General features: G+C 59.5%; 13 protein-coding genes and 1 pseudogene. 9 read left to right on the top strand and 5 right to left on the bottom strand.

All coding sequences use genetic code 11. From position 1 onward, the window contains the following. Positions 1 to 12: 12 nt before the first annotated feature. Both J3489_RS10615 and J3489_RS10610 read right to left on the bottom strand, forming a co-directional pair. Positions 13 to 1,527, bottom strand: a complete 1,515-nt coding sequence (locus J3489_RS10615) for a sensor histidine kinase (RefSeq protein ID WP_206997680.1) — start codon at positions 1,525 to 1,527, stop codon at positions 13 to 15. Next, positions 1,481 to 2,359: a PhnD/SsuA/transferrin family substrate-binding protein gene (locus tag J3489_RS10610; RefSeq protein WP_206997679.1), complete on the bottom strand. Its 879-nt coding sequence runs from the start codon at positions 2,357 to 2,359 to the stop codon at positions 1,481 to 1,483. Before J3489_RS10610 ends, J3489_RS10615 begins: the two co-directional genes overlap by 47 nt. A 176-nt stretch (positions 2,360 to 2,535) precedes the next feature. Here J3489_RS10610 and J3489_RS10605 point away from each other — a divergent pair, with 176 nt between their 5' ends. Together J3489_RS10605 and J3489_RS10600 are read left to right on the top strand one after the other, a co-directional pair. Next, positions 2,536 to 3,063 (top strand): arsenate reductase (azurin) small subunit, encoded by a 528-nt coding sequence (locus tag J3489_RS10605; RefSeq protein WP_206997678.1) that lies wholly within the window; start codon positions 2,536 to 2,538, stop codon positions 3,061 to 3,063. A gap of 16 nt (positions 3,064 to 3,079) precedes the next feature. Next, positions 3,080 to 5,557 (top strand): arsenate reductase (azurin) large subunit, encoded by a 2,478-nt coding sequence (locus tag J3489_RS10600; RefSeq protein WP_206997677.1) that lies wholly within the window; start codon positions 3,080 to 3,082, stop codon positions 5,555 to 5,557. Positions 5,558 to 5,721: 164 nt separating this feature from the next. On the opposite strand, the gene arsC is transcribed toward J3489_RS10600, so the two are convergent. Further along, a complete protein-coding gene (gene arsC, locus J3489_RS10590) occupies positions 5,722 to 6,144 on the bottom strand; it encodes an arsenate reductase (glutaredoxin) (protein ID WP_206997676.1) in 423 nt (140 codons plus the stop codon). A gap of 418 nt (positions 6,145 to 6,562) precedes the next feature. On the opposite strand from arsC, the gene J3489_RS10585 reads away from it, so the two are divergent. Then, on the top strand, positions 6,563 to 6,901 hold the full coding sequence (locus J3489_RS10585) for a hypothetical protein (protein WP_206997675.1): 339 nt from the start codon (positions 6,563 to 6,565) through the stop codon (positions 6,899 to 6,901). Between the two features lie 1,058 nt (positions 6,902 to 7,959). On the opposite strand, the pseudogene J3489_RS10580 reads toward J3489_RS10585, so the two are convergent. Both J3489_RS10580 and J3489_RS10575 read right to left on the bottom strand, forming a co-directional pair. Continuing rightward, positions 7,960 to 8,199 (bottom strand): annotated as a pseudogene (locus J3489_RS10580) (fumarate hydratase C-terminal domain-containing protein); the annotation flags it as partial. Continuing rightward, on the bottom strand, positions 8,184 to 9,359 hold the full coding sequence (locus J3489_RS10575) for a citrate lyase subunit alpha (RefSeq protein WP_242539930.1): 1,176 nt from the start codon (positions 9,357 to 9,359) through the stop codon (positions 8,184 to 8,186). The gene J3489_RS10575 and the pseudogene J3489_RS10580, both read right to left, overlap by 16 nt. Positions 9,360 to 10,028: 669 nt before the next feature. Here J3489_RS10575 and J3489_RS10570 point away from each other — a divergent pair. The 6 genes from J3489_RS10570 to J3489_RS10545 all read left to right on the top strand — a co-directional run bounded on the left by J3489_RS10570 (position 10,029) and on the right by J3489_RS10545 (position 14,351). Next, positions 10,029 to 10,412, top strand: a complete 384-nt coding sequence (locus tag J3489_RS10570) for a cupin domain-containing protein (protein ID WP_206997673.1) — start codon at positions 10,029 to 10,031, stop codon at positions 10,410 to 10,412. A gap of 5 nt (positions 10,413 to 10,417) precedes the next feature. Continuing rightward, a complete protein-coding gene (locus tag J3489_RS10565) occupies positions 10,418 to 10,594 on the top strand; it encodes a hypothetical protein (RefSeq protein WP_206997672.1) in 177 nt (58 codons plus the stop codon). A 103-nt stretch (positions 10,595 to 10,697) separates the two neighbouring features. Continuing rightward, positions 10,698 to 11,609 carry a fumarylacetoacetate hydrolase family protein gene (locus J3489_RS10560; RefSeq protein ID WP_206997671.1) on the top strand — a complete coding sequence of 304 codons (912 nt, stop codon included), beginning with the start codon at positions 10,698 to 10,700 and terminating at the stop codon, positions 11,607 to 11,609. Positions 11,610 to 11,626: 17 nt separating this feature from the next. Next, a complete protein-coding gene (locus J3489_RS10555; protein WP_206997670.1) occupies positions 11,627 to 12,400 on the top strand; it encodes an HpcH/HpaI aldolase family protein in 774 nt (257 codons plus the stop codon). Between the two features lie 83 nt (positions 12,401 to 12,483). Continuing rightward, positions 12,484 to 13,416, top strand: a complete 933-nt coding sequence (locus J3489_RS10550; RefSeq protein ID WP_206997669.1) for a DUF6282 family protein — start codon at positions 12,484 to 12,486, stop codon at positions 13,414 to 13,416. 47 nt (positions 13,417 to 13,463) lie between these two features. Beyond that, entirely contained in the window at positions 13,464 to 14,351 is an 888-nt protein-coding gene (locus J3489_RS10545) for an IclR family transcriptional regulator (protein ID WP_242539949.1), read from the top strand. The last annotated feature ends 504 nt before the right edge of the window (positions 14,352 to 14,855 follow it).

Below are 14,855 nucleotides of genomic sequence, written 5' to 3'. Positions count from 1 at the left end.
TGCGCTCCTGCTTCAACGAGGCGTAATCGGCAACAGTACAGCAAAGCATGTCTGACCAGGCTCGCTGTTCACTGAAATGGTGCCGCCAAGCTGCGTAACAATTTGATAACTCACCCACAGACCTAGGCTGTACGACCGCCGGCCCTCCGTTGCAGCGACCGAACCGAACGGCTCGAATAGATGCTCCATGGCAACACCCGATATGTGCTGACCCGTGTTGGAAATGGTGATTTGAAGACCGGCTTCACCGACCGTCGCAAGGCAGTTCACGCGTCCACCGATTTCCACGGCTTTCACTGCGTTCAGCAGCAGATTGAGGACGAGCTGACGCACCAGGTGTGCGGGCAGTGCAATTGCCTCATCCAGCTCGACTTCCCAATGAAATGCCGCTTGCTTTGCGTGTATCTGCGGCGCCACCAGAAGCTTCAAATCCTGCCAGTCTGACAGGCTCATTGCTGGCGAATCCAGTCGCGCCTCAAACAGCAGCGCACCGACGATCGCACGGATTTGGCCCAAACCTCGCTCAAGGAGTCCCAGGGTTTTCCTCGTCTGGGCATCCGGCTCCCCATGAGTGTTAAGCGTGTCGATGGCGTTTAGCATGCCGCCTAACGGATTGTTGATTTCGTGTGCGATGCCCGCCGCGACCCGCCCGACAGCCGCAAGCCTTTCGGACACGACGACTTCGCGTTCGAGCGCCTGCTTTTGTTCAAGTTCGGAAAGCATGAGTTGGAACTGCTGCCCTAGTTGACCTATCTCGTCGTTGCTCTCTGTCGCTATCCCCGCGCCGACTTTCTCCGGCGGCTCCTTCCCGATGCGGGCCATGGCCGCCGAGAGGCGCAGGAGCGGTTTGGCCATCCGGTCACCCCACAGCCATCCCAATGGGATGAGCAGGAGCAATGCGGGCACGGTAGCCAGCGCAAGTTTGAGAAGCGTTGACTGAACCCTGCTGTACACAACCTTGGAGTCGTAAACGAGCACCACATATCCAAGCCGACTCCCGTCGTCGGAATTGACCGACATGCCGGCGGAAATGTCGTTTGTTGAGAGCGGGCCAGGAAAATCGAAATAGAACGAGTTGCCGGAACCCGTGAGATGCGAGATTGCAGCGCCGTATAGTGCCGGCAGCTGTGCCGCCACGCTTTGGATGTGTTCCTCCCTGGGAGAGGTTGACGCATACACGCGTGCGTTGCCGTCGAAGAGGATGATTTTCTTGAGCGGATTCATGGGCTCGCGGACAGCCACCGGTGTTCGAATAATTTCGAACGCTCGCCACAGGTCATCTTTGACCATCGGGTCCCGGACGGAGAGGGTGAGAACGCGGCAAAGATTCTGAGCGCTGCTTTCGAGGTCGCTCCTGGCGTCCGAAACGGCGAGCGTTATCAGCCCGATGGTGACGACAAGTTCCGTAAGCAGAATAACGGCGCTCAGCGCCAGCGGAATCTTATAGCGGTAACTGAGGCGGGAAAACATCTGCGCGGCCTTAGACTGGCCCAGCATGCAAAATGGCAACCAGACGGCGGATGCCATCGAACACCTTGTCGTCGTCGGGCACAAAGCCGTCGAGATTCAATCGCTGCAGGACCTCTCGACCAGCCGGCTGGTCTTTCATGCCGACCAAGGCGTGCTGAATGCGAAGAAAAGCTGCTTCATCGAGCGAGCGGCGCGCCACTATCGGCGGAAAGCCATACTGAGGCGAGCGCCATGCTACCCGTACGTCGCGAGTGCGCTCCGGGTACTGCTTCTCGATGGTGTCGTACACGTACCCATCAATCTCACCTGCATCCGCAAGCCCGGATGTCACTGCATCAACCACTTTCCTGTGTGCATACGTGAAAAAGAACCTCTTGAAAAAACGAGTGGGCCGGATACCCGTACGTATCAGTTCGGTAGTTGGAACGAGAAAGCCCGAGTTCGACTCCGGGTCGCTAAACGCGAACACCCGGTCCCGCAACTGCTTGATATGGGTCGTCTGCGTATCGCTTCTGGGAACAATCAAATAAGAACGATAGAGCGGATGCCCGTGATAGTCGGGAATCGCCATCAAGCGCATTGTCTGCGGATGCGTAACGTACGGAAACCCACAGACCCAGGCGAGGTCGACACGGCTGTCGGCGAGCAGGCCATCGATTTCACGATAGCTATTGCGCTGCACAAACCTCACATTGGCGCTGCACACATCTCCGAGTTCCTGGCTCCACTGGTCGAGCAGGCTGATTTCGTTGTCGAGGAACACAGCGGTCGTGCCGAACGCGACTGCCGGATTTTCGTTGCAGGCAACCCACTTGAGCCGCAAAAGGAGCGGAAGGCTGAGGGCGAGGCGCAGAATCTGTCGCCTTTGGACGTTACGAATTGGTGACATAACGGCTCACTCCCCATCACGAACCGTTACCGGACGGTAATGCTGTCCAGCAGCCTGGCGGCGGCAACGCTACCGCGCGCGGGCCTCTCAGCAAAGGTCGAGCCAGGTGGCACACCTCTTGCCGTTGAATCGATGCTAACGACAACACCTGCAAGATTCAAGCAAAGGAGGAGGCCATGCCAGCAGAGTTGAAAATCGCGCGCCGGACATTCCTGAAAATCGGTGCTGGCTCGGTCGCCGCAACGGCGGCAACGGCCCTGGCGCCGAAAGCCGTCGCTGCAGCGGCCGCTGTGGATACAAGTAAGACGAATCTTCCGTATCCGACGAAGGTCGTGGCTCAGGTGGGACGCATGGCGCTTAACACGCCGGTCTCCTTCACCTATCCCGACGCAGCATCACCCTGTACGGCCCTCAAAGTGGGTAGCCGAGTACCTGGCGGCGTGGGTCCCGATGGCGACATCGTCGCTTATAGCGCGATGTGCACGCACATGGGGTGTCCTGTCACGTACGACGCCTCGACGAAGGTATTCAAGTGCCCGTGCCATTTCAGCATGTTCGATGCCGAGAAGGCTGGGCAGATGATCGCCGGGCAGGCTACGGAAAATCTTCCGCGTGTGCGACTTCGCTACGACGAAAAGACGGGCACCGTGTCCGCAGTGGGCATCGAAGGGTTGATATACGGCCGTCAGGCCAATGTTCTTTGAGTTCGAGGAGCTGAAAATGGCTAAGGACAAGGACCGCATTGCGCTACCGCCGGTCACGGCCCAGCGAACCAATATGACCTGCCACTTCTGCATCGTCGGGTGCGGGTATCACGTGTACAAGTGGCCGGAAGACCAGGAAGGTGGTCGCGCACCGAGTCAGAATGCGCTTGGCGTGGACTTTCGCAAGCAGTTGCCGCCGCTCACGCTCATCATGACGCCTGCCATGGAAAACGTGGTCACGGACCACGACGGCTCGCGTCATACCATCATGATCGTCCCCGACAAGAGCTGTGTCGTGAACAGCGGCCTGAGCTCGACGCGTGGCGGCAAGATGGCTACCTACATGTATACGCCGGACGGCATCACGCAGGAGCGGCTGAGGAATCCTCGAGTGTTCATGAGCGACCAGTGGGTCGATACGAACTGGGACGACGCGATGGCGCTCTATGCCGGCCTGATGAAGAAGGTGCTCGACAAGGACGGGCCGAACGGCATCGTGTTCTCTTGTTTCGACCACGGCGGCGCCGGTGGCGGATTCGAGAACACATGGGGTACCGGCAAGCTGATGTTCACGGCACTGCAGACGCCGATGGTGCGCATCCACAATCGCCCGGCCTATAACTCGGAGTGTCACGCTACGCGCGAAATGGGCATCGGCGAGCTGAACAATTCGTACGAGGACGCGGAAGTAGCCGACGTCATCTGGTCCATTGGCGCCAACTCGTATGAAACGCAGACGAACTACTTCCTCAATCACTGGGTGCCCAACCTGCAGGGTGGCACGCTCGACAAGAAAAGGAAGTGGTTCCCGGGTGAGACGTTCCCGAAGACGAAGGTCGTATTCGTCGACCCGAGACGAACCCCGACCATCGCGGTCGCCGAGCAGGTCGCCGGAAAGGACAACGTGCTGCATCTGGATATCCAGCCGGGTACGGATGTCGCGCTCTTCAACGGACTCTTTACCTACGTGGTCCAGCAGGGCTGGATTGACCGCGACTTCATCGCGGCTCACACGAACGGGTTCGACGACGCCGTAAAGGCGAACAGCCTGTCCCTGGATGAATGCAGCAAGATTACCGGCGTGCCCGTCGAAAAGATTCGGGCGGCGGCGGAATGGTCGTACAAGCCGAAGGCGCCGGGTCAGTCGCCACGGACGATGCACACCTATGAAAAGGGCATCATCTGGGGCAACGACAACTATCTGATTCAGTCGTCGCTCGTCGACCTTGTCCTCGCCACGCACAACGTTGGCCGGCGAGGTACGGGATGCGTGCGCATGGGCGGCCACCAGGAGGGATACACGCGACCACCGTATCCGGGCAGCACGAAGATATACATCGATCAGGAACTCATTCACGGCAAGGGGCGGATGATGACCTGGTGGGGGTGCAACAACTTCCAGACGAGTAACAACGCGCAGGGATTGCGTGAGGTGGTGTTGCGTCGCTCGCAAATCGTGAAGGACGCGATGCAGGGAGCACGCGGTGCGACCACCGAGCAGATGGTCGACGTCATCTATGGCGCGACGTCGAAGGGTGGCCTGTTTGTAGCGAGCATCAACATCTATCCGACGAAACTGGCGGAGGCCGCGCATCTCATGCTGCCCGCGACACACCCCGGCGAAATGAATCTGACTTCGATGAATGGCGAGCGCCGCATGCGTCTGTCCGAGCGGTTTATGGATCCGCCGGGCACGGCGATGCCAGATTGCCTTATCGCCGCACGTGTAGCTGACACGCTGCGCGACATGTATCGCAAGGACGGCAACCAGAAGATGGCCTCGCGGTTTGACGGTTTTGATTGGAAGACCGAAGAGGATGCGTTCAACGATGGGTTCCGTCGCGCCGGACAACCGGGGGTAGAAAAGATAGATAGCCAGGGCGGCAGCACGGGCAACCTGGTTACCTACGAACGCCTGCGGGTGATGGCAAACAACGGCGTGCAGTTGCCAACAAAGGCGTGGGAAGGGGGCAAACTGGTTGGCACGGAAATGCTGTACATGGACGGCAAGTTCGATACACCGGACGGCAAGGCGCAGTTCAAGACGTCACCATGGCCGGGATTGCCGAAGCTGGTCGCGGACCTGAAAGGGAAGTACCGTTTCTGGATTAACAACGGCCGTACGAACGAAGTCTGGCAAACGGTGTATCACGACCAGTACAACGAGTTCGTCCGCGCCCGGGATCCAATGGCCTACATCGAAATCAACCCGGCTGACGCACAGGAACTCGGCATCAGTGCGGGCGATATCGTCGAGGTTTACAACGACTTCGGGTCCACGTACGCGATGGCGTACCCGGCGGCTGAAATAAAGCACGACCAGACTTTCATGGTGTTCGGCCACATCAACGGCATCCAGGACGACGTGACGACCACGTGGACCGACCGCAACATCGTCCCGTACTACAAGGGGACATGGGCGAATATCCGCCGCGTCGGGTCGATGGAGGACTACAAGCGAACGGTCAGCTTCAAGAGCCGGCGTTATATATAAATGGCTGTGGCCGGTGTATTGCCGGCCGCATTTTGCCGATGGTCAGGGAGCAATCGGCGTCATCTCGAGCGCCACACAGCCTTTCTGCGGCGGCCGCACGCGGCTACGGTTGTCAGCGGACGGCCAACTCTTCACCTCTGCGGTTCATCGTCCCTTGTGTTCCGCTACTTCACGCGACGCCCGTGCTCGTCAATTACCACCTCGCCATCTTCTTTGGTAAATGGAATCTTCTGCGCTTCTGGCAGGATGTCCAGAACCAATTCTGACGGCCGGCACAATCGCACGCCATGTGGAGTCTCCACGAACGGGCGGTTGATGAGTATTGGGTGTTTCATCATGGCGTCGAGAAGCTCATCGTCGCGAAGCAACGGGTCGTCAAGGCCTAGCTCCGCGTACGGCGTACCTTTCTGCCGTAAAACTTCGCGCACGCTGAGACCGGACTTGCCGATAAGCTCCACCAGCCGTTCGCGGGTCGGCGGTGTTTTCAGGTATTCAATGACGACCGGTTCGATTCCGGCGTTGCGAATCATGGCCAACGTATTGCGCGAGGTGCCGCATTCCGGGTTGTGGTAAATCGTGACGTTCATGGTGTCTATTCCTCAAGAGTATTCAAATACTGGTCAATCTGCGCCGCCGCCGCCCTCGTGTTGTCGCCGACGAATTACGGTTAGACATGGCGGGTTGGGTAGCTGATACTTCGATCACAGTCCTTGTTGGTACCGGGCGGCTGCGCGACATAGGCCGGCCGACGACTTGTGGCTCGTCGGCGTCCCGGGCCCGCGTGTTCGGCATCCCAGACTGGGAGCGAGCATCACGAGTCTCGCATGGAGCGTGCAGCCCCTGCTGTCTCGCGGATACGCCCGGGTTCATATGGTCTAGTTGGTAATCGTGCAGGCCGTTGCCAATGTGTTCCGAATTCGCCCAGGTCGCCTATAGTGGAATCATCGTCGCCCTATGGGCGAGCTATCGATTCAGGACACGCATCTTTGACTGGGGGACGGCAAGATGGCTGCCGCTTCAGATTTGACGTACAGCCCGCAGGGGCAGACGCCAGAGTCATTGCGGACGCTGGCCAAGTATCTCGAGCTCTCGCTCGACGAGGGGAAGCGAGTCGTCATGATGCGCAATAGTACAGGCGTCTGTTTAGTCTACCTCGGCGACCCAGGGGGCGAGGAGGACAATTTGACTGGTCATGGGACCATTTCGGCAGCGGTGGCCGACGAGATACTTCAGTTGACGCAGGTTGGTGTAAACCGGATAAAAGTCGGCGACCAGACGTATCGGTTTTTTCGAAGCTTTACGCACATCGCCGATGTTGGTGCGGTGGTGTTCACTCCGGCGTAGCTCGGCATCTCCACTTCGCGTTTCCTATAAAACTCTTCAATGTATTCGAACAAGTCCGCCACGGCTTCACGATGCGCGCAATACCTCGTGCCGTGTACCCGCTCGTTCTTCAGGCTGTTGCATGGTGAAGGTTTCCGGAATTGGGACGTACCGCCGTGAGTCGCGATCATTCGCACCCTCTCGTTGCGATCGCCGCTGAATTGAGTCTCCTACGGAGGAAGCGCGTCGGGCAGCGCTTCGATTCCGGGAATTCGCGTATCGGCCTCGCTGAGGCGGCGACAGACATATCGCTTTCCTGTTGTTCGCACCTCGCCGGCCGCGAATGGCAGATTGCCGTCGCCGCGTATCCGCAACACCGCGTTTTCTCATTGTGACCCTTCCTGACAATTACTTAACGAAGGAAGCAATTGGGTGAGGGTGAAGAAACGGTCGCGGCGGCCGCCGTATTAGCAGGCTGATCGCCCTTACTCGGCGATTGAAACGCGAGCCGAGCGGCGTTGCGGAGATTTGGCGGTTTGCTCAACGCGCGCGCTGGCGCCGCGGATGAAGAGGATTGCGCAGATAGCTACCATCGTCCAAATGCAGAGAATTACGGTCAAGGCACTCATTTCGGTCTTCCGAAGTTCGACACTGCGATGCCCGCCTCGAAGTAGGGCGACGGACTGTTCCATTCGGACATCGATGCGTCCGGCAGGCCAACCTCGAACTGACGACTTTTGTTGTGACGGAAAGTCATCTCAGGCTCCCTGCGCGATTGGCACGATGTCAGTGTGCGCCGACGAGGGGGAGTCCAATCCGTTGAAAAGAAGCCAAATTATGAGTTATTCCCTCGCCATCGATAGGACGAAAATTTTGCCAAGAATGGGGGCCAGGCCGCGCGCAGCTAGAAACTGTGGTGCGGGCGGATATTTTGCGGGACGCAACATAATGAGGTTACGTCAGCTACCTTTGCTTCAGCTCAGCGACGACGCTGACCTGCAGAAAGCCGAGATAGAAGCCGCGTCGATTGGCAGGCGCCACCTCGCTCAGATAGGTCGCGCTCGTGCCGTATTCACCTCTCATGCTGAGGTTTCGCTCACGACCGGTATACCGGCGATCTTTGCCTGCCATTCCCTCGGCCCCGTTTCGTGGACAGACGTTCCGGCGGAGTCCACGGCAACCGTAACTGGCATGTCCTCGACGTCGAACTCATAGATGGCTTCCATACCCAGATCCTCGAATGCCAGTATCTTCGCGCTTCGTATTGCTTTCGAAACCAGATACGCTGCTTCTCCAATCGCAATCATGTAGGCCGCACGCGATACTGTTGGATAGCCACAATTCGTCGATCGTCTTGTGTGCTGGCCGATTGACGTGAGTCGGTCTGGGATAGATCGTGCAACCGGGAAATCGGAACCACATTCAACCCCGCGGCCTTCAGTCGGTCTGCGAGTTCTTCGCGGAACGGATTGACTGCGACGCCGGCCTCCGTAACGACGACGTCGATAGTGGAACCCGGGGTAGTGACGGTCGTAACGTTTTCGACAATCTTCGGATAGTTTCCGGCCTTGAGTTTGGTTGTGACGATGGCCAGTTTCGCGCCGCACGCAGTGTCGGCGTGACCTCCGGAGCCGCCCATCAGTACGCCATCCGAGCGAGTTGTGACATTCACATTGAAGTCGAGGTCGATTTCTGCAGCATCCAGAATCATTGCGTCGAGGCGATTGACCACGGCACCGCGGTTCCAGGGATTCGCATATAGGGACGCGGACATGCCCTGGTGCGCTGCATTCTTCCGATACGACTGGACAGCGCGCAAGTCGAAGCACTGAACGTCGAACAGGGATCTGAACAGTCCTGCTTCGAGCATCTCTACGATGGTCCCGGTGATCCCACCTGCTGCAAAACTTCCCTGGATTTTTTTGCTCTGCATGCGTTCCTGGACAAACTTGGCAACCGCGAGTGAGATTCCACCTGCGCCAGTCTGAAACGAGAACCCATCCTCAAGCAGACCCGAGACCTCGATAACCTGCGATGCGGCGCGGGCAATCTCAAGCCCTGCCGGATCCTCGGTCACCCGAGTCGAGCCCGAGACGATCTGGGCTGCATCTCCGATTTCAGGAACAGCGACAACGAAATCCACGAAATCCTGGGTGATTTCGGCTGGACACGCGGGATAGGGGACCAGATTGTCGGTGACCGCCACAACGCGACGCGCAGCGCGCGCGTCGACCTGCGCATAGCCAAGCGTGCCGCATGCGGAACGTCCTTGAACACCGTTCAAATTGCCGTAGTCGTCAGCTGTCGGCGCTGCGACAAAAGCCACGTCAATGGGGAGTTCGCCAGACTCGATGGCCCGCGCGCGGCCCCCATGTGTTTGCAGGACAGCGGGAGTTTTCAGCAGACCTGCGCTGATTGCTTCCGCGGCCGGTCCCGAGGCGTAGCCGGTATATACGCCAGTGACTACGCCCGTCTTCATGTGCTCTACGAGGGGTGCGTGTACCGGGAAAATCGAGCTAGGCGCGCGATCATGCGCTGGCGCAGTGGACTGGCGTTTGCCTGTGAGGTCATGATGGGGCTCCTGCAGGAGAACGAGGCGGATTGCCTCATTCGCCAACATACGGAACCGCGTTGCTGGCCTCTCCTTGACCACCAGCGCCTGATCGGAGCCCTTACCGCGCGAGCGGTTTCGTCCTGTGTCGAGGGTTATTCGATGCCTGCCCGCACACGGCAGCGCGCACTCGCCGATCGGTGAATGAGGGCAGGCATCGAATAACCCTCGACACGAACCGCCGTTCACATGAGTCGTCGGTCGGACGTTCAGGCGGCGGCTCCACCATCAGAATCAGCCATTCCATCCGTGACAGCGAGTGTTGCAGTCTTTGTGCGAAATAACATGTTGGCTGACGAAATATAGTGGCAAGGAAGAAGCGACGACAAATGGAGCCGCATCAGGGTTATCACGGACCCCACCATGTTCGGCAAGCTCTTGTCTCGTTTGGGAAAAACGCGCTTGACAGACGGAATCGCCGTCAGTAGTATTTTCTCCGTATCGAAACATCGTTTTGCTCAAACAAACACACGGCCTGTTTCGACAGCCTGAATACGATGTAGTCGTGGCCCAGCTGACCGATCAAGGAGACATCACATGAGCAGCACAGCAAAGTTGCACAACTGGAACGACCTGCCGCGCGAAGTCGTGCGCAAGGGAGTCGAGCGCGTCGGCTTCCGTGGCGAAGACACGATCTGCGTGATGAACTGGCTCACGCCCGGTATGGACATCAATCCCCACAGTCACCCGTTCGAGCAACTGGTGATCATCGTGCAGGGACGGGTCCGCTTCCATCTGGGCGATGAGGTGGTCGAGGGCGGCCCGGGCAGCATGATCCGCATCCCCCCGCAGGTCGTGCACTACGCCGAACCGGTCGGCGACGAGATGGTACTCAACCTGGACGTGTTCTCGCCGCTGCGCGCGGATTACCGCCATCTGGTCGAATACCAGCGTGACGAGTTCGCCGCTGCGTCGGAATGAGCGCCATGAACACAAACACCGAGTTCCGCACCCGCCTGCGGCGCGGCGACCCTATGTGCGGCCCTTTCATCAAGACGCCCCACTATCAGAACACCGAGATCGCCTGCGCGGCAGTGGCCAGAATCGCCTACGTCGCTTTCCGCAAGGAGACGAACGGCGTATCTCTGGAGCTGCGTCATTAGGCAGAAATCCTGTCTGTGTGAAGCAACGGCCGGTGCACCCGTCGTTGATGATTCGAGCCGGCCATGAAGGACCTGCTTTTTAAGCTGCTAAGTGAGGACTACTATGAAATTGGCGACCTTTACGAACGCGTCGGACGCGACTCCTCGAGTGGGCGCGGTCCTGGACGACGAAGCGGGCATTCTCGACGTGCGCGCCGCGTGCGAGCGTCAAGGCGTGAAAGCGCCGTTTGACGTGCTCGACATGCTGTCGTTGATCGAGCAGGGCGCCCCCGGGCTCGAATTCCTCGACGACCTGCAGCAACGCGATCCGGCGCGCCTCGCCTTGTCCGACGTGCGACTGCTCGCACCGATTCCGCGGCCGCGCAAGAACATCTTCTGCGTCGGTTGGAACTATCTCGAGCATTTCGCGGAAGGCGAGCGCATTCGTCCTCACGTGAAGGAAATGCCGCAGTATCCGACCTTCTTCAGCAAGGCGCCAACGACGGTCAACGGCCCGTACGATCCTATTCCCTATTTCCCCGAGCTGTCCAAGCAGCTCGACTGGGAGGTCGAGATCGGCGTCATCATCGGCAAGCCGGGGCGCGACATTGCGGAGGCGCATGCCGCCGATCACATCTTCGGCTTTACGGTGCTCAACGACCTGACGTGGCGGGATGTCCAGCGTCGCCACGGCCAGCAATGGTTCAAGGGCAAGAGCATTGATGGAACCTGTCCGATGGGTCCGTGGATCACGGTCGCATCGGACGTCGACGTGTCGAGTCTCGACCTCACCTGCCGCGTCAACGGCGTGGTCAAGCAGCAATCGAACTCGAGCTACCTGTACTTCAAGATTCCGGCCATCATTGCGGAGCTTTCCCGGGGGCTGACGCTGGAGGCGGGCGACGTTATCGCGACCGGCACGCCGGCCGGGGTGGGCCACGCCCGAACGCCGCCCGAGTTCATGAAGCCGGGCGATATCGTCGAAACGGAGGTGGCTGGTCTGGGTCGCCTCGAAAACAGGATTGGCGCGGCGTGAGGCGCCGCTGCGCCGGAATGAGCGCCATGAAGACAAACACCGAGTTCCGCACCCGCCTGCGGCGCGGCGACCCTATGTGCGGCCCCTTCATCAAGACGCCCCACTATCAGAACACCGAGATCGCCGGCGCGGCCGGGATGGACTTCGTGGTGCTGGATGCCGAGCATGCACCGTTCTCCGTCGAGGCAATCGACCGCTGCCTGCTGGGTTGCGCCGCCGCGTCGTTGCCCGGCCTCGTGCGGCTGCCGGACGCCGAACCTTCGACGATCCTGCAAGTGCTGGATATGGGTGCGGCGGGTATCGTCGTGCCGCACGTCGTGTCTGCAACCCAGGCGCGCGCGGCAGCAGCGGCCACACGCTATCGCGACGGGGTGCGCGGCTTCAGCAATTCGCCGCGAGCGGGCGGCTATGGCCGGCTGGCGATGACGGAACACCTGCGTTTGCACGATGCGGCGGTGTCGATAGTCTGCCAGATCGAAGACCCCGAGGCCATTGATCACGTCGACGAAATCGCCGCCGTGCCCGGCGTCGACTGTCTGTTTATCGGGCGCGCGGATCTGGCAGTCTCGTACCAGGCAACTTCGCTCGATGACGAGCGTATTGAACGCGACATTGACCGCACCATCGAGGCAGGACGGGCCGCTGGCGTCACCGTCGGCATGTTTCTGCCCGATGCGAGCGCGGCGCGGCGCTATGCCGAACGGGGAATGCGCTTCTTCATCCTCGGCTCTGACCAATCGCTATTGAGCAGCGGTCTCACGCAGATAGCCCGCACCTTTCACGCCGTATGAACGTCGCGCGAGTCGAGGCATGCTTTCGCTGCGGCTCGCGCACGCCCCGTCTCACCCATCTGAATTGATATCCGGAGACAGCCGTGGCTTCCGACACTACCCGAATCGCAACACCTTACTCAACCGAAACGGTCGACGCCCTCGTGCGCGGCTCCATCGACCTGCATTGCCATAGCGGCCCCTCCGTGATGCCGCGCTACCTCGACCATATCGAGGCGATGCAGGAAGCCTCTGCCGCCGGTTTGCGCGCGGTACTGCTGAAGGACCACTACTACTCCGCGACGCCGGTCACGGAACTGCTCAACAAGCACTATGCGCACCTTGGCGTTTTGATGCTGTCGGGCGTCCCGCTGAACAATTCAGTCGGCGGTCTGAATGTGCATGCGGTAGAGCACGGCCTGGAGCTTGGGGCGCGCCTCGTCTGGATGCCTACTTTCTCGTCGGCGAACCACATCGCGCACCACAAGCACGATGTGGACTTCAACGAGAAGTTTCCGCAGACTACGCAAAGGATGCTCGAACCGATTCCACTGACCGTGCTCGACGACGACGGCAAGTTGAAGGAGGAGGTCAAGGCGATTCTCGATCTGATAGCAGCCGCTGATGCGGTGCTGTCCGCCGGACACCTGCACATCAGCGAGATCTGGCCGCTATTCGAAGAAGCGCGCAAGCGCGGCGTCAAGCGCCTGCTCGTGAACCATCCGACCTATGTCGTCGATGCGAGCCTCGACGACCTGCGCCAACTGGCGAAGGACGGCGTTTATATGGAACACTCGATGTGCATGTGGGTGCCAGGCTCGAAATTCCGGTTCTACGACCCGGAGTTTCTCGGTCAGGTGATTGAGGCCGGTACGGTCGATCGGACGATTCTGGGCTCCGATCTTGGGCAAAAGGGTAACCCAACCATTGCCAACGCATTCCGCAGCGTGATCCAGATGGTGCTCGATATGGGTTACAGCGAAACCGATGTCCGTAGACTGACCGCCACGAACGCGGCCAAATTGTTGGGTCTCTGAATCCAGTATCACGGTTTCCCGGGCTTGCATCGGCCAGTCTTTTGCTGATGCAATACCGGAATTTCATGTCCTTGAGGAAAATCACATTGGTAACAACGCGCACGCCCGACACTGCACCTGCCGCGGGGCCCACCGGGCCGGTGCTGCTCGAATCCGTCGGCATTGTGTTCCGGCTGCTAGATGAACTCGCGCTTGCGCGACGGCCGCTTGGCGTCACCGAACTGGCGCAGATCGTCGGCGAACCGAAGCCGCGCGTCTACCGTCATCTCGCCTCCATGAAGCAGGTAGGCGCGGTCGAGCAAGACCCCATCACCGAGAAATATCGGCTCGGAGCAAAGCTCGTCCTCTTCGGCACGGCCGCCGCGGAGCAGTTTGACTTGCGCGCCCTGGCGGACCCTTACCTGACCCGCCTGCGCGATGTCACTGGACAAACGGCCATCCTCTCGGTTGCGACTCACGATTCGGCACTTGTCGTCGCTGCGGCGGAATCTACCCGGAGCGTGGTGATTTCCGTCAAGCCTGGCAATCGCCCGGCGACACATTGCTCCGCGCAGGGCAGACTCGTGCTGGCCTATCTGGACGAAGCCGCACAACAGCGTGTGCTCAGGCGTAAGTTACAGCAATTCACCGACCGCTCAATGACGGATCCGGCCGAAATTCAGGCACGCCTGGCGGTAATTCGTGAGCGTCTCTATGAGGACGCGGACGGCGAAGTCATCGACGGCATCAACGTGCTGGCAGCGCCGATCTTCAGGGAGCGCGACGTCTTGGTCGGCTCAATTGGCGTGATCGGTCCAAGTCGCGATGTCCCGTCGCCTCCTACGGCTGATCTCCTTGGGGCAGTCCAGTCAACCGCCGCGGAACTGAGCACGCGACTCAACAGCGACATTTATGAGCGTCGGCTCGGCAACGCGAGGCTTGTTGCGAAAGGCTGAGTCCGGACCTGCGCTGCTAACTGATAGCGGCTAGGCGGTGTCTGCTTTTTCTTTGTTCTGGAATGTGCGCTTCGGCCGATGACTTGCCGACCGACTCGAAGGAACGGATGACGTCTGGACTGACATAACCGCCGTCGGGATGGCGGCAGTGCCGATGACGGAAGAGGGTCGGTGCATCGGGGTAAGAAACCGCGTTAGCCGCCCCCCGAAATCGATGTGCAGCTTGATTCTACATCGCGATTGGCGCGCAGATCGCGATGAGCCTCAGACATTGTGAGCAGCCCAATCTTAGCGGAGAAGGCATTTGATCCGCTTGATTCAGCACTGTCGACGTTTCGGCGTTCCTGTGGCGGACGGTATGAAAAGCCGGCGGCTGAGCCAATCAACAGGAAGTAGCATGACAGTGTCTAGAACGAGACGAACGGACATTTTATTGATCCTTGTAGGTATCCTAAACATCTGGACTCCGTCTTACAGTGAAGATTCCTAAACCGCGGGACTCGC

Origin of the sequence: Trinickia mobilis (assembly GCF_017315705.1) — a bacterium.
In the GTDB taxonomy this organism is placed as follows: Bacteria; Pseudomonadota; Gammaproteobacteria; order Burkholderiales; family Burkholderiaceae; genus Trinickia_A; species Trinickia_A mobilis.
This window is presented reverse-complemented; position numbering and strand designations above follow the sequence as displayed.